26 protein-coding genes, 1 tRNA gene and 1 pseudogene are annotated in these 26,342 nt (G+C 58.1%); 6 read left to right on the forward strand and 22 right to left on the reverse strand.

Annotation, left to right across the window (positions count from 1 at the left end):
* Positions 1-31 precede the first annotated feature (31 nt).
* The gene (locus ACX3YF_RS30790; protein WP_458974811.1) at positions 32-967 is read left to right on the forward strand and encodes a LysR family transcriptional regulator; all 936 of its coding nucleotides are present in this window, start codon (positions 32-34) and stop codon (positions 965-967) included.
* Positions 968-970: 3 nt separating this feature from the next.
* Here the strand turns inward: ACX3YF_RS30790 and ACX3YF_RS30795 are convergent, their stop codons facing one another.
* The 14 genes and pseudogenes from ACX3YF_RS30795 to dapA form a co-directional block, all read right to left on the reverse strand.
* Complete coding sequence (locus ACX3YF_RS30795; protein ID WP_130208578.1) at positions 971-1,336, reverse strand: 5-carboxymethyl-2-hydroxymuconate Delta-isomerase; 366 nt, start codon at positions 1,334-1,336, stop codon at positions 971-973.
* A gap of 57 nt (positions 1,337-1,393) precedes the next feature.
* Positions 1,394-2,320: a LysR family transcriptional regulator gene (locus ACX3YF_RS30800; RefSeq protein ID WP_448646035.1), complete on the reverse strand. Its 927-nt coding sequence runs from the start codon at positions 2,318-2,320 to the stop codon at positions 1,394-1,396.
* 190 nt (positions 2,321-2,510) lie between these two features.
* Positions 2,511-2,702: a YegP family protein gene (locus ACX3YF_RS30805; protein ID WP_130208582.1), complete on the reverse strand. Its 192-nt coding sequence runs from the start codon at positions 2,700-2,702 to the stop codon at positions 2,511-2,513.
* Between the two features lie 244 nt (positions 2,703-2,946).
* On the reverse strand, positions 2,947-4,671 hold the full coding sequence (locus tag ACX3YF_RS30810; protein ID WP_448646034.1) for a diguanylate cyclase domain-containing protein: 1,725 nt from the start codon (positions 4,669-4,671) through the stop codon (positions 2,947-2,949).
* Positions 4,668-5,705, reverse strand: coding sequence for an ABC transporter substrate-binding protein (locus ACX3YF_RS30815; protein ID WP_458974812.1), 1,038 nt, complete (start codon positions 5,703-5,705; stop codon positions 4,668-4,670). Before ACX3YF_RS30815 ends, ACX3YF_RS30810 begins: the two co-directional genes overlap by 4 nt.
* 167 nt (positions 5,706-5,872) lie before the next feature.
* The gene (locus tag ACX3YF_RS30820) at positions 5,873-7,147 is read right to left on the reverse strand and encodes a methyl-accepting chemotaxis protein (RefSeq protein WP_458974877.1); all 1,275 of its coding nucleotides are present in this window, start codon (positions 7,145-7,147) and stop codon (positions 5,873-5,875) included.
* A pseudogene (locus ACX3YF_RS30825) lies at positions 7,121-7,450 on the reverse strand (PAS domain-containing protein); the annotation flags it as partial. The gene ACX3YF_RS30820 and the pseudogene ACX3YF_RS30825, both read right to left, overlap by 27 nt.
* A gap of 45 nt (positions 7,451-7,495) precedes the next feature.
* Positions 7,496-9,715, reverse strand: coding sequence for an EAL domain-containing protein (locus tag ACX3YF_RS30830; RefSeq protein WP_458974813.1), 2,220 nt, complete (start codon positions 9,713-9,715; stop codon positions 7,496-7,498).
* Between the two features lie 169 nt (positions 9,716-9,884).
* A complete protein-coding gene (locus tag ACX3YF_RS30835; protein WP_458974814.1) occupies positions 9,885-10,196 on the reverse strand; it encodes a hypothetical protein in 312 nt (103 codons plus the stop codon).
* Between the two features lie 341 nt (positions 10,197-10,537).
* Positions 10,538-10,627, reverse strand: a tRNA-Ser gene (locus ACX3YF_RS30840).
* An 83-nt stretch (positions 10,628-10,710) separates the two neighbouring features.
* Positions 10,711-11,424: a phosphoribosylaminoimidazolesuccinocarboxamide synthase gene (gene purC / locus ACX3YF_RS30845; RefSeq protein ID WP_090467683.1), complete on the reverse strand. Its 714-nt coding sequence runs from the start codon at positions 11,422-11,424 to the stop codon at positions 10,711-10,713.
* Positions 11,425-11,452: 28 nt separating this feature from the next.
* The gene (locus ACX3YF_RS30850) at positions 11,453-12,211 is read right to left on the reverse strand and encodes an MBL fold metallo-hydrolase (protein ID WP_047526792.1); all 759 of its coding nucleotides are present in this window, start codon (positions 12,209-12,211) and stop codon (positions 11,453-11,455) included.
* Positions 12,212-12,215: 4 nt separating this feature from the next.
* Entirely contained in the window at positions 12,216-13,331 is a 1,116-nt protein-coding gene (bamC, locus tag ACX3YF_RS30855) for an outer membrane protein assembly factor BamC (protein ID WP_130208594.1), read from the reverse strand.
* Positions 13,332-13,348: 17 nt separating this feature from the next.
* A complete protein-coding gene (dapA, locus tag ACX3YF_RS30860) occupies positions 13,349-14,227 on the reverse strand; it encodes a 4-hydroxy-tetrahydrodipicolinate synthase (protein WP_130208596.1) in 879 nt (292 codons plus the stop codon).
* A 327-nt stretch (positions 14,228-14,554) separates the two neighbouring features.
* On the opposite strand from dapA, the gene ACX3YF_RS30865 reads away from it, so the two are divergent.
* Complete coding sequence (locus ACX3YF_RS30865; RefSeq protein WP_047526789.1) at positions 14,555-15,115, forward strand: glycine cleavage system transcriptional repressor; 561 nt, start codon at positions 14,555-14,557, stop codon at positions 15,113-15,115.
* Between the two features lie 10 nt (positions 15,116-15,125).
* Positions 15,126-15,599 carry a peroxiredoxin gene (locus ACX3YF_RS30870; RefSeq protein ID WP_130208598.1) on the forward strand — a complete coding sequence of 158 codons (474 nt, stop codon included), beginning with the start codon at positions 15,126-15,128 and terminating at the stop codon, positions 15,597-15,599.
* A 75-nt stretch (positions 15,600-15,674) separates the two neighbouring features.
* Here ACX3YF_RS30870 and ACX3YF_RS30875 read toward each other — a convergent pair whose 3' ends face one another.
* Positions 15,675-16,745, reverse strand: a complete 1,071-nt coding sequence (locus tag ACX3YF_RS30875; RefSeq protein WP_130208600.1) for an AI-2E family transporter — start codon at positions 16,743-16,745, stop codon at positions 15,675-15,677.
* Between the two features lie 31 nt (positions 16,746-16,776).
* Positions 16,777-17,016 (reverse strand): sulfurtransferase TusA family protein, encoded by a 240-nt coding sequence (locus ACX3YF_RS30880; protein ID WP_090317445.1) that lies wholly within the window; start codon positions 17,014-17,016, stop codon positions 16,777-16,779.
* Between the two features lie 98 nt (positions 17,017-17,114).
* Between ACX3YF_RS30880 and ACX3YF_RS30885 the strand changes: the two genes are divergently transcribed.
* A complete protein-coding gene (locus tag ACX3YF_RS30885; RefSeq protein ID WP_458974815.1) occupies positions 17,115-18,548 on the forward strand; it encodes a M48 family metalloprotease in 1,434 nt (477 codons plus the stop codon).
* Positions 18,549-18,619: 71 nt separating this feature from the next.
* Here ACX3YF_RS30885 and ACX3YF_RS30890 read toward each other — a convergent pair whose 3' ends face one another.
* The 4 genes from ACX3YF_RS30890 to rpoE all read right to left on the reverse strand — a co-directional run bounded on the left by ACX3YF_RS30890 (position 18,620) and on the right by rpoE (position 22,395).
* Entirely contained in the window at positions 18,620-20,050 is a 1,431-nt protein-coding gene (locus ACX3YF_RS30890) for a DegQ family serine endoprotease (RefSeq protein ID WP_130208602.1), read from the reverse strand.
* Between the two features lie 176 nt (positions 20,051-20,226).
* Positions 20,227-21,186 carry a MucB/RseB C-terminal domain-containing protein gene (locus ACX3YF_RS30895; protein ID WP_458974816.1) on the reverse strand — a complete coding sequence of 320 codons (960 nt, stop codon included), beginning with the start codon at positions 21,184-21,186 and terminating at the stop codon, positions 20,227-20,229.
* Between the two features lie 8 nt (positions 21,187-21,194).
* On the reverse strand, positions 21,195-21,782 hold the full coding sequence (locus ACX3YF_RS30900) for a sigma-E factor negative regulatory protein (RefSeq protein WP_130208606.1): 588 nt from the start codon (positions 21,780-21,782) through the stop codon (positions 21,195-21,197).
* A 31-nt stretch (positions 21,783-21,813) separates the two neighbouring features.
* A complete protein-coding gene (gene rpoE / locus ACX3YF_RS30905) occupies positions 21,814-22,395 on the reverse strand; it encodes an RNA polymerase sigma factor RpoE (protein ID WP_003172477.1) in 582 nt (193 codons plus the stop codon).
* A gap of 558 nt (positions 22,396-22,953) precedes the next feature.
* Between rpoE and nadB the strand changes: the two genes are divergently transcribed.
* Entirely contained in the window at positions 22,954-24,570 is a 1,617-nt protein-coding gene (gene nadB / locus ACX3YF_RS30910; RefSeq protein ID WP_130208608.1) for an L-aspartate oxidase, read from the forward strand.
* Here the strand turns inward: nadB and ACX3YF_RS30915 are convergent.
* Both ACX3YF_RS30915 and ACX3YF_RS30920 read right to left on the reverse strand, forming a co-directional pair.
* Complete coding sequence (locus ACX3YF_RS30915) at positions 24,539-24,991, reverse strand: protein YgfX (RefSeq protein ID WP_448645979.1); 453 nt, start codon at positions 24,989-24,991, stop codon at positions 24,539-24,541. The genes nadB and ACX3YF_RS30915 overlap by 32 nt on opposite strands.
* Positions 24,975-25,229 (reverse strand): FAD assembly factor SdhE, encoded by a 255-nt coding sequence (locus ACX3YF_RS30920; RefSeq protein WP_007898624.1) that lies wholly within the window; start codon positions 25,227-25,229, stop codon positions 24,975-24,977. Before ACX3YF_RS30920 ends, ACX3YF_RS30915 begins: the two co-directional genes overlap by 17 nt.
* A 149-nt stretch (positions 25,230-25,378) precedes the next feature.
* On the opposite strand from ACX3YF_RS30920, the gene ygfZ reads away from it, so the two are divergent.
* Positions 25,379-26,320, forward strand: coding sequence for a CAF17-like 4Fe-4S cluster assembly/insertion protein YgfZ (gene ygfZ / locus ACX3YF_RS30925; RefSeq protein WP_288096754.1), 942 nt, complete (start codon positions 25,379-25,381; stop codon positions 26,318-26,320).
* Positions 26,321-26,342: the final 22 nt, after the last annotated feature.

Consider the following 26,342-nt stretch of genomic DNA (forward strand, 5'->3'; position numbering starts at 1 on the left):
GCAGCGCCCGACGAGCCGCGAGAGGCAAGGAATGCTCAACAGCAACGTGCTAAGAAAGCTCGACATGCAGGACCTCATGGTGTTCGTCGCCGTATACGAGCAAAACAGCGTCACCGGGGTGTCCGAGGCCTTGTGTGTCAGCCAGTCCACCGTCAGTTATTGCCTGAAAAAACTGCGCACCGGGTTCGCCGACGAGCTGTTCATCAATACCCGTAGCGGCATGCGCCCCACATTCAAGGCCAGCCACATGTACCCTCATGTGCTGAAGATCCTCGAAAGCATCAATCTGTGTCACGCCGGGGCACCCGCGTTCAATCCAGCCTTGCAACCGGCGACCTTCAACATTTGCGCACCGGAATATTTCGAGCAGTTGATCCTGCCGCGTCTGTTGAAGAACTTCGCTTTCGCCGACCTTCCGGTGATGATCAACATGCACAAGTTCGAAACCGATATCCCGGCCGAGGCACTGCGCGATGGCAGCCTTGATCTGGTGATTGGTTTCGGCCCGAACTTTCATCGCAGTCACGGCGACTTGAATGCGCGCACGCTACTGGAAGATGATCTGGTCTGCGTCTTCGACACCTGCGCCACGCCAGTGGAACCGCGCTTGAGCCTGCAAGCGTTCGTCCAGCGTCGCCATGTGTTCCCGACGCCATGGATGTCCACCACCAATATGGTCGATGGCTGGCTGGCGCAGCAGGCGCGGAAACGACACATTGTGGCGCGGGCCAATAGCTACAGCGCGGCACTGAAAATGATCACAGGCACTGACCTCATCCTGACGTTGCCCCGGCGCATCCAGCAACTGCTGGCCGATGAAGCAGCCTTCAATCACCGTGAAGCGCCGGAGGGTCTACCGGGCTTCACGCTCGACATGCAGTGGAGTCAAAGGGTCGATCAGGACAGCGCCAACGCCTGGTTGCGCGAACAAGTGATCATGGCCTGCACCGATCCGCAAGGGGCCTGAAACTCAGACGCCAATGGCGGTCTTCGCGTAGGACTCGCGGTCGATGTCGAGGATTTCCACACATAACTGGACTTCAACGCCCGCCGGCCATTCACATAGATCTTTCACCACTGCGAGCAGGCTTTCGGACAGTTGCTGCTTGATCTGCGGCGAGCGCCCGCTCAAGAGTGCCAGCTTCACGTGCACGAACGCCCGCTCGGCCATGGCAGTACCGACCTTGAATGTCTCGACCTTCACCGCGCGACTCTTGATGTCGAACTCGGCACCGAACTGACCGGACGCCACCAGCGCATTGTTAAGCCGAATCAATGCCACATCGGCGTTCAGCTCGGGCAGGTTGGCGGTGTATTCCAGGTGCAGATGAGGCATGACGTTACTCCTGTAGGTCGGCGCAAAGGACGTAGATATAACACAGAGCGGTCTTGCTCACTGCGGTAGCGACAACAAATTGCGCTCGCCCATGAACGACTCCAGGCGCGAGCGCAACCAGCGTTCGGCGGGGTCGGTGTCGGCATGACTGAGCCAAACCATGGACAGCTCCAGGGTCGGGGTGTTGAACGGAAAGGGTTCCATGAACAACTGCCCGGTCGCTGCCATGGCCTGCGCTGCGTAATCGGGCAGACTGGTAATCAGATCGGTCCCGGCGAGCAATGCAGGCAAGGAGCTGTACTGCGGCACCGAAAGCACCACTTGGCGTGTACGACCGATTTGCGCCAGCCACTCATCGGCGAAGCCACTGACGTTGGCGACGGGGGACACCAGCACATGGGGACGCGAGCAGTATTCATCGAGGGTCAGAGGCGTATCGGAAGCATCGGCACGCAACACGCAGGGTTGGATGCGCCGCAGCAGCTTGCGTTTGGCATTGGCCGGCAGGCCACGCGTCTGAGTGATACCGACCGTGACATCGCCGGACGCCAGCAAATCGGGAATTCGCCAGGCATCGACATTCTGCACCACGAACACCACTTTCGGCGCTTCCTGGCGCAATGCGCGCAGAAGCGACGGCAGCAGACCGAACTCGACATCGTCCGACATGCCGATCCGAAAGGTCATGGTGCTGCTACCGGGGTCAAAATCGTGGGTCAGACTCAACGCCACCGACAACGAATCCAGCGCTGGCGACAGGTATCGAAAGATCTCTTCAGCCCGTGCGGTCGGTTCCATGCGATGACCGACACGAATGAACAACGGATCGTTGAACATCGCACGCAAGCGGTTGAGCGCCGAACTGATGGTTGGCTGGCCGAGAAACAGCTTCTTCGCCACCTTGGTGACATTGCGTTCGATCATCAGCGTTTCAAACACCACCATCAGATTGATGTCGGCCTTGCGTAGTTCGTTGCGATTCATCCATTGCCCCTGCGCCCATGCACTGTCGACAGTTTAGGGAGATGCCACAATCGGCGTCTATGCGACTAGAGAGAATCACCTGACTACTTGCGTTAAATATAAAGGCCTTCACGGTCTTGTCTTACAGTCCGGGGTTAAATCGCCCGGCTGAAACGAAGCTGCCCTGCATGGGCAGCTTCATGTTTGACGTCTAGATCTCCTTGACCGGCGTCTGTTCGCAGGTGCCTTTGATCAAACCGATGGCATGCAGACAATCCGACTTGTTGATGTAAGCCTCCCCGCTGGCAATCGTTTCATGATTACCCGCCCTCAAACGCCAGCGCCATTGGCCTTTGCCAGTCAGAACGGTGCCACGGGTTTGCCTGTAAATCTCAAAATACATACTCGCTCCTTGCGGTTATTAATGACGACAGGAAACTGACCTGCGCCGACAGAGTAGAGGAGCGATCCAGGATATAAAGGCAAACAAAAGCCAGTAAATATTGCGAAGAAACGGGTGACCTTCTATCGATAAAAATCACACGGATGCGGGGAATAACAACGACCAGGCCCGGTAAACTTTCAGACGTCTAAATGGCTTATTCATACAGAAAAACAGCGACCCTGCCCAGGCACCCACTTCTCTGTCAGTTTTCACCCATCACTTCAAAGGAGTACCTGTTTTTGCCCGCACTCTTTGCTTTATACATCGCATGATCGGCATGCTGGATCAGAGTCCCAATGTCGTTGCCGTCGCGTGGAAACATGCTCACGCCCATGCTGGCATGGACGTTCACCCCTTTTCCATCGATCAAAAGCGGCAGCTGAAAGCAGACATGCAGTTTTTCCAGTAACGCGACTATTTTCCGAGGATCCTGAACATCCTCAAAGAACATCACGAACTCGTCTCCTCCCAAGCGTGCGACGTTGTCGCGGGCCTCACTGACTGAACCGAGCAGCTTGGCCACCGCCTGCAGGACCTGGTCGCCAAAGCGGTGACCCCACTGATCATTCACCTCCTTGAAATGATCCAGATCGACAAACAGCAAAGCCATTTTCTGACCGCTCTGTCGTGCACTGATCAAGGCCTGCTCCAATCGTTCGAAACACATCCGCCGATTGGGCAGCCCAGTCAGCGAATCATGGCGGGCCAGGTGTTCGAACGCAGCGCGACTGTGGGTGAGGTCCTCGAGCTGGGTGAGAATTTCCTGTTTCATCGCACGGAAACTGCGCGCCAATACACCCAACTCGTCTTGTCGAGGCGGCAGCTCGCTGATCTTCCGTTCCCGGGAAAACAACTCGACCGCTTCGGTCATGTTGCGCAGCGGACGAATCAGCGCCCGGGACACAATGAACGCTACCAGCAGTGCCAGCAGACTGAAAAACACGGCAATTTGAGCGATATAGCCACCGGCACGCGAGGCTTGCGCCAGCACATGACTCTGCAGTTGCCCCAAGCCAAGAATAATAAAAGGCTCAGAGGTTTTGCCGTTGTTGGCAAGCCGCACAAAAGCCGCAACCAAACCATCTTGTTGATGTTGTTCGACGCTACGACTGATCAAGCTATTGGGGCCGCTCGTATCGAGAAGCCGGGACACTTCAGAAAACTCATCTTGCAGAAACAGCCGGCGGCCCTGGTCGAAACCGAACGTCCGCCGATGATCGGGATGAATCAATAAATCGCCCCAACGATTACTGAGATAGACCTGATATTCATCCGGCAAATCGCTTTGCAGTTGGCTGAACAGCTGGTCGAGATCGACATTGATGACCAGCAGTGCGAAGACTTTTCCGTCGGGGTCCGCCACAGGCGTCGAAACATGCAACGTCGGTTTGCCCAACCCGGAATGCGCGCCTTGCTCGCGATTGATGACAATAGGCGAAATGCGTACATCGCCCGGAGCCAACTTCAACGCCTCGAACACATAGGCAAAATGCCCCTTCTCTTGCAGATCGGCACCACTGACCCTGACGATACGATTGCCGTCCCGATCCTGGCGCACCCATTCCAGTCCATGGTCGGAGGCGCTGATCAAACGAATCTGCATGTAGTCAGGATGCGCCAGCAACATCGCGCGGAACAATGCAGCCAGGTCATCCTGCACGTGACTACGTTGCGCAGGGTCGTTGATATTCGCCAACTGGCGAACCTGCGGACCATGAGTCAACACAGCGGCATCCAGAGAGATATTGTGCAAACTGCCCTGAAGATTACGCCCGAGCACTTGAACCGCGGTTTGCAAATCGCGCTCGGCAGCCTGAAGCAGTAACTCGCGACTGCTGTTATAGATGTAGTACCCCGCGAGAGCCGTGGGCAACATGCCGAAAACAGCCATCAGGCAGCCAAGTTTAAAGGCGATACCGAACCTCATCGCGGCTCCAACGGCGGACGTTCGCCCGACACGATACGTTGCCAAAGCTCGGCGCGGCGATTGTCGTTCTCAACGGGACGCAGCCAGATCAAGCGGTATGTGGAGCCGCCCTCGTTCGGCTCCTGCAGTGTATTAGGGAGCCCCTGACGTTCAGTGAGGAGGTGACTGACCTCAGGCTCGAGCATGTAATTGATCCAGACGCTGGCCAGTACCGGATCCCGCGCACCACGACTGATTGCCCAGCAGTCGAGCCAGGCCAGCGCGCCTTCACGCGGGATCGCATAACCCACGTCGATCCCCGCATCTCGTAGCTGCTTGAGTTGCTGACGCCCGTAGTTGGCAAACAAAAGTGCCACGTTATGCGAACGAAAAAGTTCGGCAGCCTCCTCCGGTAGCGAATAGAACGTCAGGACATTGCGGCGCAGAGCAACCAAATGCTCGGACACACGGGCAAAATCGGCAGCCTTTATCCGAAACGGATCGCCACCCAAAGACAGGCTGGCCAGGGAAAAATTATGGTTGCTTGTATTGAATGCCAGCACACTGCCCTGAAACTTCGGGTCCCACATGCTGGTGATCGAGTCGGGTGGCTGACTGAACTGCTTTCGATCATAGATCAGGCCCATGTCCGACCAGACATAGGGAACGGCGTAGATGCGACCGTCGACCACTACATCGGGGATTCTTGAATAATCGCGAAACCGCGGGAGCTGGCGAACAGTATTGGCAATCCGCTCCGGGCGAAGCGGTTGCAGTAACCCTTGGTCGGCGTAGTAATGGACTTCCGCCGTATTGGCAGCAATCACATCGAAATCACCGCCCCGGTTTTCCGTCATCTTGCTTCGAAGCACTTCATCGCTGCCCACCATGGTGACTTCGACTTTAACGCCATAGCGTTTTTCGAAGGCCGCAACGATGTCACCGTCGGCATACCCAGGCCAGGCAAGTACACGCAATGTTTGCGTATCAGCCTTGACCTGCAGTGAGAACAAAAAGATGAAAGGTATTACCCACAACGGGCACCGGTAACTCATGAAGACTGCCCAGAGGATGCAATATGGCCACTATACATAGGGCAATGTGCCGGTGCTTGGCAACCTTTTCGAACAGACAGCGCCTTCGGTCGGAAACGCTGGGCTGATCACGACCGCCTATTCAGCTTGAAACCGGATCGCGCTTCTCGAACCCGTCATTCATTACGTTAACGCCCCCAGAATTGCGCCGCCAGCAACTGAAGGCGCTCGGCCAGTTGGGCGACATGGGCAGCAGTCGTTCGACTCTGGTTACTGGCAAGCACGTTGCTTTGAGTGGCTTGACTGATACCTGTCAGGTTGCACTGGATACTGTCACCCACCGAGCTCTGCTCTTCCACGGCGGCGGCTATTTGCACGCTCATGTCGCTGATTTCACCGACTCGCTGGGTGATTCCATCCAGCGCCCGGGCGGCAAACAGTGCCTGTTCAACACTGGTTTCGGCCTTGCTGTGGCTGCGTTGCATCGCGACCACGGCGTCACCCGTGGAGCGCCGCAGGGTATCGATGGTTCCCTGGATTTGCGCGGTGGATTGCTGGGTGCGCGAAGCCAGCCCGCGCACCTCGTCGGCGACCACGGCGAAACCGCGCCCGGCCTCGCCGGCGCGAGCGGCCTCGATAGCGGCGTTGAGGGCGAGCAGGTTTGTCTGTTCGGCGATGCTTTGGATGACCTCGAGGACGCGGTTGATTTCCTGGCTATGTTGTTCCAATTGGTAAATCACCGCACTGGTCTGCTGCACCTCGCTGGCGAGGCTATCGATGTGTTGGCAGGTTTGCTCGACCAGTTCTCGACCTCGGTCGGTTTCTTGATTGGCCAGGCTCGCCGCGCTGGCGGTGAGCTGAGCGTTGCGCGCCACTTCCTGCACACTGCTGGCCATCTGGGTTATGGCGCTGGCCACTTGGGCAGTTTCCCCTTGCTGCAGTAAGGTCACGCTGTTGTTATTGTCCACTGCGGCGACGAGCTCTTCGGCTTCTTTGTTCAACTGATGGGCCGAGTCGGCAATGCGTCCGACCACTGCCCGCGTCTCGGCTTCGAGCATTTGCAAGGTGAAATCGATCTGTCCAAATTGATCGCGACGGCCGCTGTACAGCATCTGGCTCAGGGGATTATCGGCGATATTTTTGGCTTTTCGGGCAAGGACATCGAGGGGATGCAGGCTATAGCGCAGCATGCCGCCGATCAGCAAGCTGAATAACGGCGCTGCGATAGCTGCATGGTTCCAGGACAGGGCGCCCAACCAGCCTAGAACGGTAAAACCGAGCAGATTCAGCGCAGTGCCAGCAAGCGCCAGGCGCATGCCAACGGACAGTCGTGACAGAGACAGGCAGTGTGTTTTTTTACCGCTGCGTAACTGCGCATAGAGTTGTTCGGCGGCGTCTGCCAGTGCTTTCGGTGGGCACGTACGAACCGATTGGTATTCCACTGTTTCACCATTGCGCTGCATCGGCGTGACGTAGGCGCTGACCCAGTAGTGATCACCGTTCTTACAGCGATTTTTTACAAGGCCCATCCACGAGCGTCCGGCCTTGAGGGTTTGCCAAAGGTGTTCAAAAGCCTCTGGCGGCATATCCGGGTGACGCACGATGTTGTGATTGACGCCGAGCAACTCGGCCTCACTGAAACCGCTGATGTTGATGAAATCCTGATTGACGTATGTGATGGCGCCCTTGGGGTTGGTTGTTGAAAGAATGTTCGCATTGACGCTGAACTCGACAGCACGACCACTGACCGGAAGATTGATTTTCATTATTTGCCTCCTTAGCTGATGGATAACGCTGGGTGCCTGCCGTGCTTACAGCAATGGACATCCAAGCCCCTCGAAACAGTCTTCCCCGCTGAACAACCGTTGCATCTGCGCAGCAGGTCGTGGTCGGCTAAACCAGTAGCCTTGGGCGTAGTGGCAGCCTTCACTGACCACAAAGTCGAGTTGTGCCGGGCTCTCGATGCCCTCGGCCACGACCTCCAGGCCAAGACTACGGCCGAGGCCGATGATCGCCTGACTGATCGAGCTCTGTTTGTTGTCGGACGGGATGCCGCCGATGAAGCTTTTATCCAGCTTGAGGATGTGCAGTGGAAAACGGGTGAGATAACCGAGCGAGGAGTAACCGGTGCCAAAATCGTCCAGCGCCAACAACACGCCAAGGCTGGCCAATTCGTTCAGACAGGCCAATGTGTCCAGATCGTCATGCATCAGTTGGCTTTCAGTAATCTCCAGGATCAGGCTGGCTGGTGGCAGGCCGCTTTCACGCAGGATGTCGATCACCCGGAGGATGAAGTCGGCCTGTTGCAACTGAAGGCTGGAAATGTTCACCGAACAGCGCAGATGGCCATGTCCGGCCAGTTGCCACAGGCGGGTCTGTTGGCAGGCCTGGCGCAATACCCATTCGCCGACGCGGATGATTTCCCCCGACTCTTCCAGCGCCGGGATGAACTCCAGTGGCGAGATCAAGCGTTCGCCATGACGCCACCGCACCAGCGCTTCGACCCCGGACATGAGGGGCGCCCCCTGCTCAAGACGATAGATCGGCTGGTAGTGCAGTTCGAATTCATTGTGTTGCAGCGCCTGGCCCAGGGCGGACTCCAGTTCCAGATGGTGCTGTGCGGTGTCTTGCAACGCTTCGCTGTAGTGGGCGAACCGCGCCTTGCCGGCAGACTTGGCTCTGTAGAGGGCAAGGTCGGCGGCCTGCAAGACATCCAGCGCTTTGCCGTGATCGTGCAATGGGGCGATGCCGATACTGGCGCTGACCACCAGGACACGACCGTCCATGTGCAGCGGCTGATGCAGGTTGTCGAGAATGCGTTGGGATATTTGCTCGGCGTCGCGTTCGCAGGAGAGTTCATGAAGCAATACGATGAATTCATCTCCGCCGAAGCGGAATAGCTGATCGCTGGGGCGCAGAGCGTCTCTCAAGCGCTGTGCCACTTCTACCAGCACACGATCACCGACGTTGTGACCGAGGCTATCGTTGATCAACTTGAAGCGGTCGAGGTCGATGAACAGCAGCGCCTCGTGAGCACCTCCCTTGCGCCGCGTCATGAAGGTTTTCTGCATTTGCTCGTCAAGGCGCAAACGGTTGGCAAGGCCGGTCAGCGGATCATGGTGGGCGGCATGATTGAGCCGCTGCTCGGCGTCCTTGCGTGCACTGATATCCGACTGTGAGCCAGCCATGCGTAGCTGGCCTGCTGTCGTGACTTCGGCGACCCCTCGCACCAGTACCCAAATATAGCCACCGTTGTTTTGGCGGATGCGGTACTCGTGATGGAGAGAAGGTGTCTGCCCTTGTATGTGGGCATCGATGGCCTGGCGAAACTCCGGCAGGTCGTCCGGATGCACGCGACCGAACCAACTGGCACTGCTCTCGCCGATGCTGTCGCGGCTGAGGTCGAGCATGCTGGCCCAGCGCTCTGAAACGTACAGCCGATCCTGATCGACATGCCAATCCCAGATTCCGTCGTTGGCACCGCGCAGCGCACGGGCGAAGCGAGCCTCACTATCCTCCAGAGCCTTGTGCTGAGCCGCGCTGTAGGTGTCGATGGCCAAGGTCATGTCGAAGAACACCGCCTTCAACAGACTCGAATAGAGCGTGGCGTTTTGACTGTCGCCGAACACGCTTTTAAGCATGTCGTCCAGGTAAAGACGGTAGCTACCGAGGTACCACTTCAACTCCAGGCCGACTTGTTGGTGAATCACGCCGATGCGCAGACGACCGTTGACGTAGGTGTCATCGTAGGGCCCGCCCCACAAACACTGGTAATACTCGACCTGGCTGAGCTTCAAACGTGCGGTGACCTCCGGCGCACGAAGTAACGCAGACGGCGTGGAGAAGTTCGCCAGGTGACGGTACAAATGATCGACGAAAGCCTGCTGAGCCGGGGCCATGTGCTGAGCTGCTGCACCGAGTCGCTCGGCATCTTCGGCACTCCAGTCGAGAAAGCGAAAGCGTTCGACAACTTCTTCGTGATCGAGACGGATACGCCTGAGCAACTCCTCCAGATCTTTTGTCACCTTCATTCGCAGCCCCCTGTGTTGTAAAGATTCCTTTCTGTTAACAAAAAAAAACGCCGCGACACCGCGTTCTGGTCAAGAACGGGTGTCACGGCGCTTCGTCTTTCAGGCCCATTGTCCTGCACGGCAAAGCCGGTTCCCGCATTAGGCGGAACCTACTAATGGCATATTTACATCATTCTGTACTGTCTGACAATTTATCCAGCAATGCAACCAGGCGCCGCCGTAGCAGCCCCAGTTCGCGAGATTTGAAGGCGTGTCGAGTCTGCTCCAAAACCTCGGTCGCATCCAACAAAGCAGCCTGCACCAGCCCGGCTGACGCCAATTGCGCCTCACCGAGCCAGCGGCAAAACGGCACGGCACTGCAATGACTCGGAACGCTCAGCACTTCGCAATCCGGTGCTATATGAACCAGCAATTGGCGCAATTGATCGGCTAGTTCAAGGTCGTTGCAGATAATTCGGGTTGTCTGGCTGGAATCGTTCATCAAACTGCATCCCCACAAGGTTGATGCGCTGTTTACAACACAGTCCTTGGCGTTTTATTGATTCAAATCAATGGCGAAACCGATCCCATGGATTTTCCACCTGCCATGAAACTCATCACTATTCCTTCCCGTCTCGGATGCCTGGAGGGGAGACTGCAGAATTCGTAAAAATAGGACAGGGTCAGTGGCATCTCGGTGACTGGATCAATTTGGTGTCGGCGACAACAGACATCCGCCTTTGATCGAAAAACACTGCGCCATCCAGGGTAATGGGCCGAGATTTTTTTCAGAAACGCAGAAACGAAAAAGCCCTGAATAATCAGGGCTTTTTCGTAAAGGTATGGCGGAGAGATAGGGATTCGAACCCTAGGTACCGGTGAAGGTACAACGGATTTCGAATCCGTCCCATTCGGCCACTCTGGCATCTCTCCAACGGCGCGCATCATAACAACACTTTCGCCGGAAGCGAACCCCCTAAGCGAAATTTTTCCGTGCTATCAGATGCTTGCGTCGATTAAAGCGGTACACCCAGACGATTGGCGACTTCTTCGTAGGCTTCGATGACGTCACCGAGGCCCTGACGGAAGCGGTCCTTGTCCATTTTCTTGCCGGTCGCCTTGTCCCACAGACGGCAGCCGTCCGGGCTGAATTCGTCGCCCAGGACGATGGTGCCGTCGTGGAACACGCCGAATTCGAGTTTGAAGTCGACCAGCAGCAGACCTGCGTCGTCGAACAACTTGCTCAGCACTTCGTTGACCTTGAGCGACAGTTCTTTCATCCGAACCAGTTGCTCAGCCGTCCCCCAACCGAACGCCACGACGTGGGATTCGTTGATGAACGGGTCGCCCTTGGCGTCGTCCTTCAGGAACAGTTCGAAGGTGTAAGGGTTGAGCTTCATGCCCTCTTCCACGCCCAGGCGCTTGACCAGGCTGCCAGCGGCGTAGTTACGCACGACGCACTCGACCGGGATCATGTCCAGCTTCTTGACCAGGCACTCGTTGTCGCTCAGCAGTTTGTCGAACTGGGTCGGCACGCCGGCTGCTTCGAGTTTCTGCATGATGAAGGCGTTGAACTTGTTGTTCACCATGCCTTTGCGGTCGAGCTGCTCGATGCGCTTGCCGTCGAACGCCGAAGTGTCGTTGCGAAACAGCAGGATCAAACGGTTAGCGTCGTCGGTCTTGTAAACCGACTTGGCTTTGCCGCGGTAGAGTTCTTCACGTTTTTCCATGATGGGCTCCGCTTGGTAAGTAGATGGGCTAGGCGATGTGTCGCCAGTCGAGCCCTGAATCTTGATCGGCCAGTTGCAGCCAGTCCGGGTCGCACCCAAGGGTGTCGACAAAACATTGCCGGGCCAGCTGCGGCAAGTTGTTCTTGCTGCTCAGGTGGGCCAGGACCAGGTGTTGCAGGTCTTTCCAGCCCAACTCGGCCACCAGAAATGCCGCCTGATGGTTGTTCAAATGTCCCAGTTCGCCGCCTACCCGCTGCTTCAGAAAGTACGGGTAGTGACCGCGAGCCAGCATGTCACGGCAGTGGTTGGCCTCGATCATCAACGCATCGAGATCCCGATAGCCGTCCAGCACCTTGTTGCAGTACGAGCCCAGGTCGGTCAACAGGCCGAAGCGTCGCTGACCGTCGCTGAACACGTATTGCGTCGGTTCCTGCGCATCATGGGCCACGGCAATGACACCGATGCTCAAGTCGCCGACTTGCAGTTGTTCGCCATCCGCCAGGAAGCCCGCGGGTTCAATCGGCTTGCGCATCCCGCGCAAGGTCCCGCGACTGAGGTAGACAGGCAGATTGTAGCGCCGAGACAGCAAACCCACGCCATGCACGTGGTCGGCATGTTCGTGGGTCACGAGTATCGCGCTCAGCTGCGCAGGGTTCACACCCAGGCGCAGCAGGCGTTTTTCGGTTTCCCGCAGGGAGAAACCACAATCCACCAGCACGTACGTATCAGCACTGGCTATCAGCGTGCCGTTCCCTTGGCTACCGCTGCCGAGAACGGCAAAACGCATGTGATCAGCCCAGGTTGTCCTGAATCACGCTCAACACTTTGCGCGCTACATCAGCAGGCGCCACAGTATTGATGTTTTTCTCGACGGTGACCTGAACACTGTCGCCCACCTTGCTCAGGCGAACCTGATAACGCTCGGCACGGGCTTCAAGCTGTTCCTTGTCTGGCTTGCTGCCGAACAGACCACTGAAGAAACCTGGCTTGTCGTCCTTCTTCTCGGCTTTTTCCGCCAGGTTGATGTAGTACAGGCCCAGGCTGCGGTTGATGTCTTCAACGCGCCATTCGCCCTGTTCCAACGCACGACCGACGCTCGACCAGGCACGGTCCAGGTCCGAACCGACGTTCAGGACAGGGTTGCCGCTGCCATCAACGCTCAGGCTGACACGGCTTGGCGTGTCGAAGTCACGGGAGGCCAGCATGGAGACCGAACCGCCCTTCTCCGAGATGCGGCTCATGCTCGCGAGCATGTCGTCGACCAGTGCCGCGTCCAGGCCAGTATTGACCGAACGGTTGGTGAAGGCGACGTCGGCGGTGCTGCCGGCAGGACGCTCGGCGGTGACCACGTAGACTTCACTGGTGTTGCGTTGCACGCCCGGTTCGATACGCACACGGGCACGGATTTCGCTGTCGGTGCCGACACCGGCTGCGCTCAGGCGCTTGGCCATGGCGGCGGACAGTTCGTCAGAGTGTTGCCAGGTCGTGGTGAACTCGCCGGTCTGCGGGCGCTGCTCGTCCAGACGGAAACCGTTGTCCTGGAAGAACTGCACGGCCACTGGCCAGGCTTCGGCCGGCGGATTCTGTGCCAGGATCCAGTGCGAGTCACCGCTCTTCTGCAGGGAGTAGGCGCTGGCATCGGCAATGGCCGACAACGGTTGCGGCCGAGGCACGATGTATTCGCCCTTGGCGGTGTCGTCCGCTACGTTACGCGGGATCGGCAACAGCGGATCCAGACGCTTGGAAGTGCTGATATCCGGCGGCAGTTGCATCGGTGCAGTCTGTTGCGCTTGCAGGTAATCGCTACCACGGTCACGGAAATAACCTTCCGGGCCCCAGATCCATCCACAGCCACTGGTGCTGGAGATGATCAAGGCAAGTGCGGAAAGTCCGGCCAATCGCTTCATGCGTAATGCTTCCTCAATTAAACCAGAACGCCGGACTGGCGCATGGCCTGCCGCAGCGGTTCGTGACATTCGGCGCTGAGCCAGGTGAGCGGCAGACGGATGCCTTCCGGCATCAGGCCCATCTCATGCAGCGCCCATTTCACGGGGATAGGGTTGGATTCGATAAACAGGGTTTTATTGAGCGGCATCAGCTTTTCATGGATGGCGCGCGCCTTGTCGGCCTCGCCATTCAGCGCGGCGATGCACAGGTCGGCCATTTCGCGCGGTGCAACGTTGGCAGTGACCGAAATATTGCCCTTGCCGCCCAGCAGGATCAGCTCGACTGCGGTGGCATCGTCACCGGAGAGCACCAGGAAATCGCTGCTGACACCGTCGATGATGGCTTTGGCACGCTTGAGGTCGCCGGTGGCTTCCTTGATGCCGATGATGTTCTTGACGGTCGACAGACGGATCACGGTTTCAGCCTGCATGTCGCAAGCGGTACGTCCGGGCACGTTATAGAGGATCTGCGGGATATCGACGGCTTCGGCGATTGCCTTGAAGTGCTGGTACAAGCCTTCCTGGGTCGGCTTGTTATAGTACGGAGTGACCAGCAGGCAGGCATCGGCGCCGGCGGTCTTCGCGTTGGTGGTCAGCTCGATGGCTTCACGGGTCGAGTTGGCGCCGGTACCGGCGATCACCGGAATGCGGCCATTGACCTGCTTCACTACGCGACGGATGACTTCGATGTGTTCGCTCACATCAAGAGTGGCCGACTCACCTGTTGTACCGACCGCCACGATGGCGTGGGTGCCGTTTTGCAGGTGAAAGTCCACCAGTTTGCTCAGACTGTCCCAGTCGAGACGACCCTGTGCATCCATGGGTGTGACCAGTGCCACCATACTGCCCGCAATCATGCAACCGCTCCTGCCGGAAAAAGAGAGCGGTAATGGTACTGGCGCCAAGATGCTTGTACAAGCGAAGTACTGCGCTGCTGCCATTCCCCTGAGCGTCGCTTTTCGCTACCCTTCAGACTTTGATCGATACTGACAAGCTCGTACGTCGGGTTTAAGCCTCCATTTTCGGCATCACAAGCCCCAATCCAGCGTTGCGGCCCCTCGCTCTTGCCATTGTGGAGCACGTTGCAACCTGTGCCTCGGGCTTTCTGAATTCGCATCCGCTGGCTCGCCCTGCTAAAACAAGCCGACAGAAGTATTGACCGCTCATCGCTTTAGGAATGCTGCATGTCCACCCCCACAGTTCGCGAACAATTCCTTGTCATCAGTGCCCTTGGCGCCAACCCCATGGAGCTGACTAACGTCCTGTGCCGCGCCAGCCATGAAAATCGCTGCGCCGTGGTTACTTCACGCCTGACACGCCACGGCGAGTGCAGTGCGCTGATCCTCGAAGTCTCCGGCAGCTGGGACGCCCTGGCACGCCTGGAAGGCAGCCTGCCCGTGCTGGCGAAACGGCACGCGTTCACCGTCAATGTAGTGCGCAGCGCAGCCCTGGAGAATCGTCCACAGGCCCTGCCTTACGTTGCATACGTCAGCTCGGCCTACCGCTCGGACATCGTCAACGAGTTGTGCCAGTTCTTCATGGACCACAACGTCGAGCTGGAAAACCTGACTTGCGACACCTATCAGGCTCCGCAGACCGGCGGCACCATGCTCAACGCCACGTTTACCGTGACTTTGCCGGCCGGCGTGCAGATCAGTTGGTTGCGCGATCAATTCCTGGACTTCGCCGACGCGCTGAACCTGGATGCCCTGATCGAACCGTGGCGCCCACAAAACCCAATGTAAGGAAGCTCTCATGGCCGTTGCCATCGACCAACCGGTTGCCGACTTCGAAGCACCCGCCACCGGCGGACAGACCGTCAGCCTCGCAGCCCTCAAAGGCAAGCAGGTGGTGATCTACTTCTACCCGAAGGACAGCACGCCGGGCTGCACCACCCAGGGCCAGGGCTTTCGCGATCAACTGGACGCCTTTAAAGCGGCGAACACCGAGGTCTTCGGCGTATCCCGTGACAGCCTCAAATCCCATGAGAACTTCAAGGCCAAACAGGCATTCACCTTCGAGCTGATCAGTGACAAGGAAGAAGCGCTTTGCCAGCAGTTCGACGTGATCAAGCTGAAAAAGCTCTACGGCAAGGAATACATGGGCGTGGATCGCAGCACGTTCCTGATCGACAAGAACGGTGTGTTGCGCCAGGAATGGCGTGGCGTGAAGGTGCCGGGGCATGTTGATGCGGTTTTGGCCGCTGCCCAGGCGCTGAACAAGGCTTGATTGTTTGACGCCGGCGCCGGCGCTTTCACTGTTAAACCAGCGGAAGCGCCTTGGCGCCAACAGAATATTCGGCCATTAAAGCAGGGGCGCCACCACAGGCTCCTTGCGCGGCCAGGCATCCAGCACAGCCTTGAACAGGGTCGCCAGGGGAATCGCAAAGAACACCCCCCAGAAGCCCCACAGGCCACCAAACAACAGCACCGCGCAAATGATCGCCACCGGGTGCAGGTTGACCGCCTCCGAAAACAACAACGGCACCAGCACGTTTCCATCCAGGACCTGGATGATGCCGTAGACCGCCATCAAATAGATGAACTGATCGCTCCAGCCCCACTGGAACAGCGCAATCAGCAGCACCGGCACGGTGACCACCACGGCCCCGACATAGGGCACCACCACCGAAACACCCACCAACAGCGCCAGCAGCGCCGCGTAGTTGAGCCCCAGCACGACGAAACCGATGTAGGTCGCGCCACCGCAGATGACGATTTCGATGACCTTGCCGCGAATGTAGTTGGCGATTTGCCGGTTCATCTCGTGGGCGACACGGGTGATCAACGCACGCTCACGAGGCAAGTAACCGCGCACCCACAAACCAATCATTTCCCGGTCCTTGAGAAAGAAAAACACCAGAATCGGCACCAACACCAGATAGATCATGATATTGACCAGCAGCGGCAGGCTCGACAGCGAGAACGTCAGCGCCCACTGGCCGAACTTGCCAATCTCGCCCCGCGCCACCTCAATCGCCTGCAGCACCTGTTCGTCAGATACCAGATGCGGATAGCGTTCCGGTAGCAGCAACAACAGTGACTGCCACTTGGCGAGCATTCCGGGCAACTCGTTGAACAGCGTGATCAACTGATGCCAGAGCAACGGCACCACAACCACGATGAACACCAGCAGCACTCCCATGAACAACGCAAAGACCAAACCCACCGCAACCCCACCAGGTATACGAAGGCGTTCGAGGGTCACCACCAGGCCCTGCATCAAGTAGGCCAGCACCATCCCGGCCAGCACCGGCGCAAGCATGCCGCCCAGCGTGAGCACGGCGGTGAACGCCAGGAACAGCAGGACGGCCAGAACCACGGCTTCTTCATCGGAGAAATAGCGCTGAATCCAGTCGCGCAACACCTTGAACATTAGTAATCCTTAAGAACAAACACAGCAGGTTTCAGGCTTTTTTCAACCAGTACTGGTAAACGCCCGCTTCATCCTCTTCGCGAAGCAACGTATGACCGGCCAATCGGGCAAAGGTGCGGAAGTCGCGCTGTGAACCCGCATCGGTGGCAATCACCTTGAGCACTGCGCCACTGGCCATCCGGTTGAGTTCCATCTTGGCCTTGAGCAACGGCAACGGGCAATTCAAGCCACTGGCGTCCAGTTCAACGTCATGGGCTACAGCGTCGGTCATTGCATCACTCCTGGTCAGATGGTCGAGCTGCCTAGAATATCTGGTCGCGGCGCTGGTGTCCGGCTACAGTAAGGTCTTTGTCGACTAAGGCTTTGTGCATGACTTTTTTGCGCCCTACCCTGCTGACGCTTGCTTGCCTGCTTGCCTCGCCAGGCTTCGCCGACGACCTGCCGTCACTCGGCGACGCCAGCTCTGCCATTGTCTCGCCGCAGCAGGAATACCAGTTGGGCCGTGCATGGCTGGCACTGTTGCGCAGCCAGGTGTCGCAGCTCAACGACCCGCAGCTCAAAGACTACGTGGAATCCAGCGTTTACCGACTGGTCGAGACCAGCCAGGTCAATGACCGGCGCCTGGAGTTCATCCTGATCAACAGCCCCCAGCTCAACGCCTTCGCCGCCCCGGGGGGGATTGTCGGGGTGAACGGCGGCCTGTTCCTCAACGCCCAGACCGAAGGTGAATACGCCTCGGTACTGGCTCACGAATTGGCTCACTTGTCACAACGTCACTTTGCCCGTGGCGTCGAAGCCCAACAGCGCATGCAAGTCCCCATGATGGCCGCCCTGCTGGCAGGTATCGTGATTGCTGCGGCCGGTGCCGGCGACGCCGGTATCGCGGCCATTGCGGGTACGCAGGCGGCAGCGATTCAGGAACAGCGCCGGTTTTCGCGCCAGAACGAGCAGGAAGCCGACCGTATCGGCATCCTCAATCTGGAAAAAGCCGGCTACGACCCGCGCTCGATGCCGACCATGTTCGAGCGCTTGGGGCGTCAGTATCGTTATGACGCCAAGCCACCGGAATTCCTGCTGACTCACCCGGTCACCGAATCGCGGATCGCCGACACCCGCAACCGTGCCGAACAGGCACCGAAGGGCGGTATCGAAGACAGCCTGCGCTATCAACTGATTCGCGCACGGGTCCAGTTGTTCTATGAAGAAACCCCGGGCTTGGGTGCCAAGCGTTTCCGCGCCGAGCTGGATGAAAATCCGAAAAGCGATGTCGCTCGCTACGGCCTGGCCATCGCCCAGATCAAGGGCGGCCAATTGAACGAAGCACGGGAAAATCTCAAGCCACTGCTGGCGAAGTCGCCGAACGAGATCATCTACAATCTCGCTCAAGTCGATCTGGACATCACCAACAACCGCCTGCCGGACGCTCAAACCCGGGTTGACCGCATGCTGACGCAATACCCAGGCAATTACCCGCTGAATCAGGTGCGCGTCGACCTGTTGCTGAAGCAGAACCGTGCCGCCGATGCCGAAAAGGCACTCGAAGGCCTGCTCAAGTCGCGACCGGATGATCCGGACGTGTGGTATCAGGTTGCCGAGACGCGCGGTCTGTCAGGCAACATCATCGGTCTGCATCAGGCACGCGCCGAGTATTTCGCGCTTGTAGGCGACTATAAACAGGCCATCCAGCAACTGGATTTTGCCAAGCGCAAGGCTGGCAGCAACTTCCCGCTGTCGTCACGCATCGATGCGCGCCAGCGTGAGCTGATGGAGCAGGAACGCATGATCAAGGACATGATGGGCTGAGTGTCCGATAAATTTCAGACACAAAAAAACCGCCTCTTTCGAGGCGGTTTTTCATTCAGTTTACAACCGGATTATTCAGCCAGTTTGAAGGTGATGAAGCTGGCGCGACCTTGACGCAGAACCCGCATCGACACCGAACGGTTTTTCGGCAACGACTTCGCGATCTCGGTGAATTGCTTGGTCGATTCGATGGCCTGATTGTTCAGGTGAGTAATGACGTCTCCTGGCTGCAAGCCAATCATCGAAGCAGGACCCTCCTGGACTTCCTTGATCACCACGCCGCCTTTGAGGTCGAAGGTTTTTTTCTGCTCATCCGTCAGCTCAACCACGGAAACACCCAGGCGATTACTGCTGCGCTCAATGCTCGATTTGGGCAGGCTGTCCAGCTCCTTGCCTTCCTCAGGAATGGCGCCGACAGTCAGCTCGACGTTCTGGCGCTTACCGTCGCGAATCACCTCCAGCTTAGCCTTGGAGCCAGCTTTCAATGCGCCCACAAGGTGCGGCAGATCGGCAGACATGACGATCGGTTGACCGTTCATGCTCAGGATAACGTCACCGACTTGCAGGCCACCCTTGGCAGCCGGGCCGTCATCCTGGATCTGAGCAACCAGCGCACCGGCCGGTTTCTCCAGACCGAACGACTCGGCCAGATCCTTGTTCACTTCCTGAATCACGACACCCAACCAGCCGCGGCTCACTTTGCCGCCGCTTTTCAGCTGATTGGAAACGTCCATGGCCACATCGATAGGGATTGCGAACGAAACGCCCATGAAGCCGCCGGAACGGGTATAGATCTGCGAGTTGATCCCGACCACTTCACCGTTGAGGTTGAACAGCGGACCACCGGAGTTGCCCGGGTTGATCGGCACGTCGGTCTGGATGAACGGCACGTAGTTTTCGTTTGGCAGGCTACGACCGACGGCGCTGACGATACCTTGGGTCACGGTATGGTCAAAGCCGAATGGCGAACCGATTGCCACGACCCACTGGCCAGCCTTCAAATCCTGGGACTTGCCCAGTTTCAAGACCGGCAGATCCTTGCCTTCGATTTTCAGCAGCGCCACGTCGGAACGCGGGTCGGTACCGACCAGTTTGGCTTTCATTTCGCTGCGGTCGGACAGACGCACGAGAATTTCGTCGGCATCGGCGATCACATGATTGTTGGTGAGGATGTAGCCATCAGGCGAAATGATGAAACCCGAACCCAGGGATTGGGCTTCACGCTGACGATCGCCCCGCGGTGAACGAGGCTGCTGCGGCATGCCCCGCTCGAAGAACTCGCGAAGCGCCGGCGGCAAGCCTTCCAGATCAGGCATATCCTGGATCGACACTTTGCGGTCCGGCAGTTTTTGCGTGGTACTGATGTTGACCACCGCAGGCGATGCCTGTTCGACCAGCTGCGTGAAATCAGGCAATTCGACCGCTTGAGCAGCGACCGCCTGACCGAGCACCAGCACGGTGGCAAAAATGGAGAGGTAAGACTTCAAGCGTGGTATCGACATACGGCTCCCGTTACGACGAGCATGGTTAAGCGATATGGATCAAGGAACACCGAGAAAGATACGCCGGTATTTTTGTTCCGGGAACAACAAACAAGGCCAGAGCCGAGGGCTCTGACTTAAGAAAAATTCACTGGATTTTGCAAATTGAAATGTTCACGAAACATTTCGATCCCGGCTCACTGCTTGGTTGCGGCGGCGTCACTGCGCATGGAAAGCGCAATCCGCTCAGCAGTGCCGACCGGAATTTCGCCGACGACCGTGACCATCATTCCGCCTTGCGGGGTGGTCAGGCTTCGGGAAACGGCAACGGTGGGTCCCAGCTGCGTACGGGTGTCAGTGACTGTCGCGCCGTTCAACGGCTCCAGGAACACCGAAAAACGCGCCAGCCCATCGTCATACATCAAGCTGTTGACCTGGGTTTTGGTTTCCGGATCCTTGCGGGCCGAGCTGCTGATCAATTCGAAACCGGGTGGCAACCAGTCCGAATGCCAGGTTTGAGCCGCCTTCACTGAGGAAGCCTTGTCACTCTCGAGGTTGACCACCTTGCAATCTGCGCCTGGCTGCAACTCGGCGTCAGAAGGGACATCGGCGGTATCCAGTTGCGTAAACTGGAATCGTTCCAGCAACTGTCCTTTGTCATTCAGTAGCAATGACTTGAGAGGCAGGCCGGTTTCTTTATCCAGATGCAGTTCAAAACCATAGCGGTGTTGATCACGAGGCGTCAGTGAAACGATCACCGCCGGTCGACCGGCCACGCGCGACTTGCCGATGACAGCAAGGTCATACCAATTCTTGAGCTTTTGAGGATCGAGGGCTCGAGCGGGAGAGTTCGGGGAATCCCCCAGCCCGGCTATCAGGATGCCGCTGACGCATTGAGTATGCCCGTCAATGCGGACAACTTCCTGCGCGGAGCCATCCTGCTGGAGCAGGCGTTCGTGGACCTTGCCCTCCTGGACGCGGTGCCAGATCTTATGGGTAGAAAAACTACCGTTACGCTCGTAGACAAAAGTACCCTGAAAGCTGTGCTGCTGCTCGGCCTGACCAAGACGGGTCAACCAGTCCTGGGCTTCATCGGCGTGGGCTGGAACAACGAACCAGCCACCCAGCAGAAGCGTAAGTAGAGGTATGGCGCGCATGATCCTCCTTAACGGTTTTCCAGGCTTGCTGCACGAGCGTAAGGCAGAGCGCTCTCGGTACCTTTCATTGCAGCCTGTTGAGCATGTTGACGCAAGTAGCCCGGCAGACGCTGATCGTGCCAGCCTGGTTGACCTTGCAGTACGCCATTGGCCATGGGACCAGTAGCTTCCGAACTCTCATTGTAGCCTGCCAAAACGGCTGGGCCTTTAACTTGAGGAGCAATCAGGTTCTGCTGACTGGATTGCTGAGCCAGCTCGACGCCTGCGATCTCGTCCTGATTGTACAGACGAACACCCGCCAGTACGGCAAGGGTTACCGAAGCCGCTACAGCCAGACGACCCAGGCTGCGCCATGGTCCGCGGGAGGCTTTAGCCGGCACGGCTTCATCAGCCAGAGCGGCGGATACGGCCGCAGCGATATCCAGGCGTGGAAGCAGCAGATCCTTGTGCATCACTGCCCGAGCGATTTGATAACGAGCCCAGGTTTCACGGGTTTCAACATCGTCACAGGCATTCAGTACCCGACGCAATTCCAACTCGTCCGCTTCGTTATCCATCACTGCGGACAGCGATTCCTGCAGGGCTTCACGACTCATGGCGTTCCTCTCTTGGCTGTCGCCGCTGTCTTCAGTTTTCCTGCAACAATGGCTGCAGGGCTTTATCGATGGCCTCCCGGGCGCGGAAAATCCGGGAGCGCACGGTACCGACCGGGCATTGCATAACGCTCGCAATGTCCTCGTAACTCAGACCATCGAATTCACGTAAAGTTAAAGCCGTACGCAAATCTTCTGGCAGTTGCTGAATGGTTCGATGGACGGTGCCTTCGATCTCATCCCGCAGCAAAGCTCGTTCTGGCGACTCGAGATCCTTGAGGCCATGATCGCCATCGTAGAACTCTGCATCCTCGGAACTGACATCGCTATCCGGCGGCCGACGGCCGCGTGAAACCAGATAGTTTTTCGCCGTGTTGATGGCGATGCGGTAAAGCCACGTGTAAAACGCACTGTCCCCGCGAAAATTTCCAAGTGCACGGTACGCCTTGATAAAGGCTTCCTGTGCCACGTCCTGGGCTTCATGGGTGTCGTGCACAAAACGCACGATCAACCCGAGAATTTTGTGCTGGTACTTCAGCACTAGCAGATCGAAAGCACGCTTGTCGCCACGCTGAACGCGCTCGACCAGTTGCTGATCCTCTTCCTGGGTTAGCATGAACACTCCTCGATAAGCTCGAAGGAGGCTTGCATAACTAAACGACCGGACTTGCAAACATAGACTCGGGCTTTTCGCAAAAGTTCTCCCCCTCCAGGCAAGTTTCCTGCGGGCACTGATTCGGCACGCACGAAAAGCGCAGCGCGAGATGACCCGGCTGCGCAAATAATCTTGTCATCGGATTCGCTGGCAAGGATCCAACTGCTGATCCTGCGCTGAAGCCGACACTGTCCCTTGATTCAGGCAACCGTCTATTGATCTTGGGCCTTTGGCAAAAGTTCCAAATATTTATAGCCGTGCCGAACCGACATTGTGCGACTGTGAATGGAAAAAGACTGTTAAATCCGCGATACAGTTCACTTGTCGCCGAATCGACTGAAAAAACATCCGACGAAGCGTCAAGTCTTTTCTGTCACGGTAGTTTCACAATGCCATATAGGCACGGGTATTGTGCCGCTCCCCCTCTCTATATACTAGTGGGCTGCGCGGCTGCCTGACTCGCCTGTCCAGATGTCTGGCGCCTACCCCGACCCGGGTCGCTTTGAGCGGAATCCTGAAATGAGCCAACAGTTTCAACACGATGTTCTGGTAATTGGCAGCGGCGCTGCCGGCTTGAGCCTTGCGCTGACCTTGCCCGGTCATTTGCGCATCGCCGTACTGAGCAAAGGCGACCTCGCCAATGGCTCGACCTTCTGGGCGCAAGGCGGTGTTGCCGCGGTACTCGACGACACCGACACCGTCGAGTCCCACGTCGATGACACCCTTAATGCTGGCGGCGGCCTGTGCCATGAGGACGCCGTGCGCTTTACCGTCGAACACAGTAAGGAAGCGATTCAATGGCTGATCGATCAGGGCGTGCCATTTACCCGCGATGAGCAATCAGGCACTGAAGATGGCGGATTCGAGTTTCACCTGACTCGCGAAGGCGGTCACAGCCACCGGCGCATCATCCATGCCGCCGATGCCACGGGCGCTGCGATTTTCAGGACGCTGCTCGCCCAGGCCAAGCAACGGCCGAACATCGAGTTGCTCGAACAGCGGGTAGCCGTCGATCTGATCACCGAAAAACGCCTGGGCCTCGAAGGCGATCGCTGCCTGGGCGCCTACGTGCTCAATCGCGGCACCGGCGAAGTCGACACCTACGGCGCACGCTTCGTGATTCTTGCCTCCGGCGGCGCGGCCAAAGTCTATCTCTATACCAGCAACCCCGACGGTGCCTGCGGTGACGGCATCGCCATGGCCTGGCGTTCCGGCTGCCGGGTGGCGAACCTGGAGTTCAACCAGTTCCACCCAACGTGCCTGTATCACCCGCAAGCCAAGAGTTTCCTGATCACCGAAGCCCTGCGCGGCGAAGGTGCACACCTGAAACTGCCCAATGGCGAGCGTTTCATGCAGCGCTTCGATCCACGGGCCGAACTGGCGCCACGGGACATCGTCGCCCGGGCGATCGACCATGAAATGAAAAGGCTTGGCATCGATTGTGTCTATCTGGACATCAGCCACAAGTCCGAAGATTTCATCAAGACGCACTTCCCGACCGTGTACGAGCGCTGCCTCGAGTTTTCCATCGACATCACCAAGCAACCCATTCCGGTGGTTCCCGCGGCGCACTACACCTGTGGCGGCGTGATGGTCGACCAGCAAGGTCGCACCGACGTGCCAGGGCTGTATGCGATTGGCGAGACCAGCTTTACCGGCCTGCATGGTGCCAACCGCATGGCCAGTAACTCGCTGCTGGAGTGCTTCGTGTATGCGCGCTCAGCGGCGGCGGACATCCTGGAGCAATTGCCGAACGTTTCGGCCCCCGCCGACCTGCCGGTCTGGGACGCGAGCCAGGTGACCGACTCCGATGAGGACGTGATCATTGCGCACAACTGGGATGAACTACGGCGATTCATGTGGGATTACGTGGGTATCGTGCGCACCAACAAGCGCCTGCAACGGGCCCAGCACCGGGTGCGTCTGCTGCTGGATGAAATCGACGAGTTCTACAGCAACTACAAGGTCAGCCGGGACTTGATCGAATTGCGCAACCTGGCCCAGGTGGCCGAGTTGATGATTCGCTCAGCCATGGAACGCAAGGAAAGTCGTGGCCTGCATTACACGCTGGACTATCCGAAGATGCTGCCGGTCGCGCTGGACACTATTCTGGTGCCGTCCACCTACGCCGGCTGAACTTGAGTCGAACCCGCAGGCGTCGGTGCAGATCCGCCGCCTGCGAATCCCGGGGCACGCAAACAGACCGGATGCGACGCTCACCCTGCAGACGAACCCGCAGCAACACCACCAAAGGCAGCGCGATGCTGTCCGGACGAAGCTGCACCGCTTGCCATCCCGCCGCCCGGCTCCACAACTGCCAGCCATCGGCATCGCGACGCAAGCCGCGAAAGGCCTGCGCGTGGGTCAGCAGAATCTGGCGTGGCAATGCCCAAACGGCGTGCAGCAGGCAGCAAAAGGCGCCGAGCAGACTGGCCCAAAGTGGAATAGAGAGAAGATAAAGCGAACCCAGCGCGAACAGCTGGGCCAACAGATACGCCGCCAGCAACTGCCGTGAGGCATGCCAGCGGCATTCGAAACCGTTACTTGGGCTGAACACGGTCCAGAATCATGCGGACCATGCGTTGAAGCTCCGGGTCTTCCGATTCGGCGCGTTCCATGAACCAGCCGAACATGTCCTGATCTTCGCATTCGAGCAACCTGACGTAGCAGGCGCGATCAACCTCGTTGAGGTGCGGATAAACCTCTTTGACAAACGGCACCAGCAACACGTCAAGCTCAAGCATGCCGCGGCGGCTGTGCCAGTAGAGGCGATTCAGTTCAACATCTTCGACCATGGAGCGCTCCTCAAATAGGCCGCAAGTATACAGCCCCGCGCCCCGTAGAACAGTCGGCTTTGGTCGGGCACCGACGATCCTTTGTGAACTACCCATTTCAACAGCGCCCCCTTATCATGTCCGCCAGATTCTTTACCCTGCGATGACCCATGGCCGATTCTGCTTTTTTCTGCACGCTGTCTCATGAAGGTGTTCTGGCGGTCCGCGGCGCGGACGCCGGCAAGTTCCTGCAAGGCCAATTGACCTGCAACCTCAATTACCTGAGCGATACCCAGGCCAGCCTCGGCGCGCGTTGCACGCAGAAGGGCCGGATGCAGTCGAGTTTCCGCATTCTGCTCGAAGGTGACGGCGTGCTCATGGCCATGGCCAGCGAATTGCTGGAACCGCAACTGGCCGACCTGAAAAAATACGCCGTATTTTCCAAGTCCAAACTGACCGACGAAAGCGCTGCCTGGGTCCGCTTCGGCATTGATCATGGCGATGCCGCGCTCGTCAGCCTCGGCCTTGAACTGCCGGCGGAAACCGACCGGGTGGTGCGCAGTGACGGGCTGATCGCCATTCGTGTTTCACCCGATCGCGCCGAACTCTGGGTCAGCGCCGATCAAGCAGGGGCCATCAAGGGCAAGCTGTCCGCCCTGCTTGCCGAAGGCGATCTCAATCAATGGCTGCTGGGCCAGATCCGCGCAGGGATCGGCCAGGTGATGCCGGGCACCCGCGAGCTGTTCATCCCGCAGATGCTCAACCTGCAGGCTGTCGGTGGCGTGAGCTTCAAGAAAGGTTGCTACACCGGCCAGGAAATCGTCGCGCGGATGCAGTACCTGGGCAAACTCAAGCGCCGCCTGTATCGCCTGCAACTGGACGCCAGCGAACTGCCTGAACCTGGCACCCAGCTGTTTTCCCCGAGCCATGGCAGTTCAATCGGCGAAGTGGTACTGGCCGCCCATGGCGAACAACAAATCGAACTGCTGGCGGTGCTGCAAGCCGAAGCGGCGGAGGCCGGCGACCTTCACGTCGGCGCGCTCGACGGCCCAGCCTTGCACTTGCTCGATCTGCCTTATCAACTGGACCGCGACCGCGAAATCCAGCGTTAACCGCAGTACTTTTTTGCGACAC

The organism is Pseudomonas fluorescens group sp. PF-69, assembly GCF_054481235.1.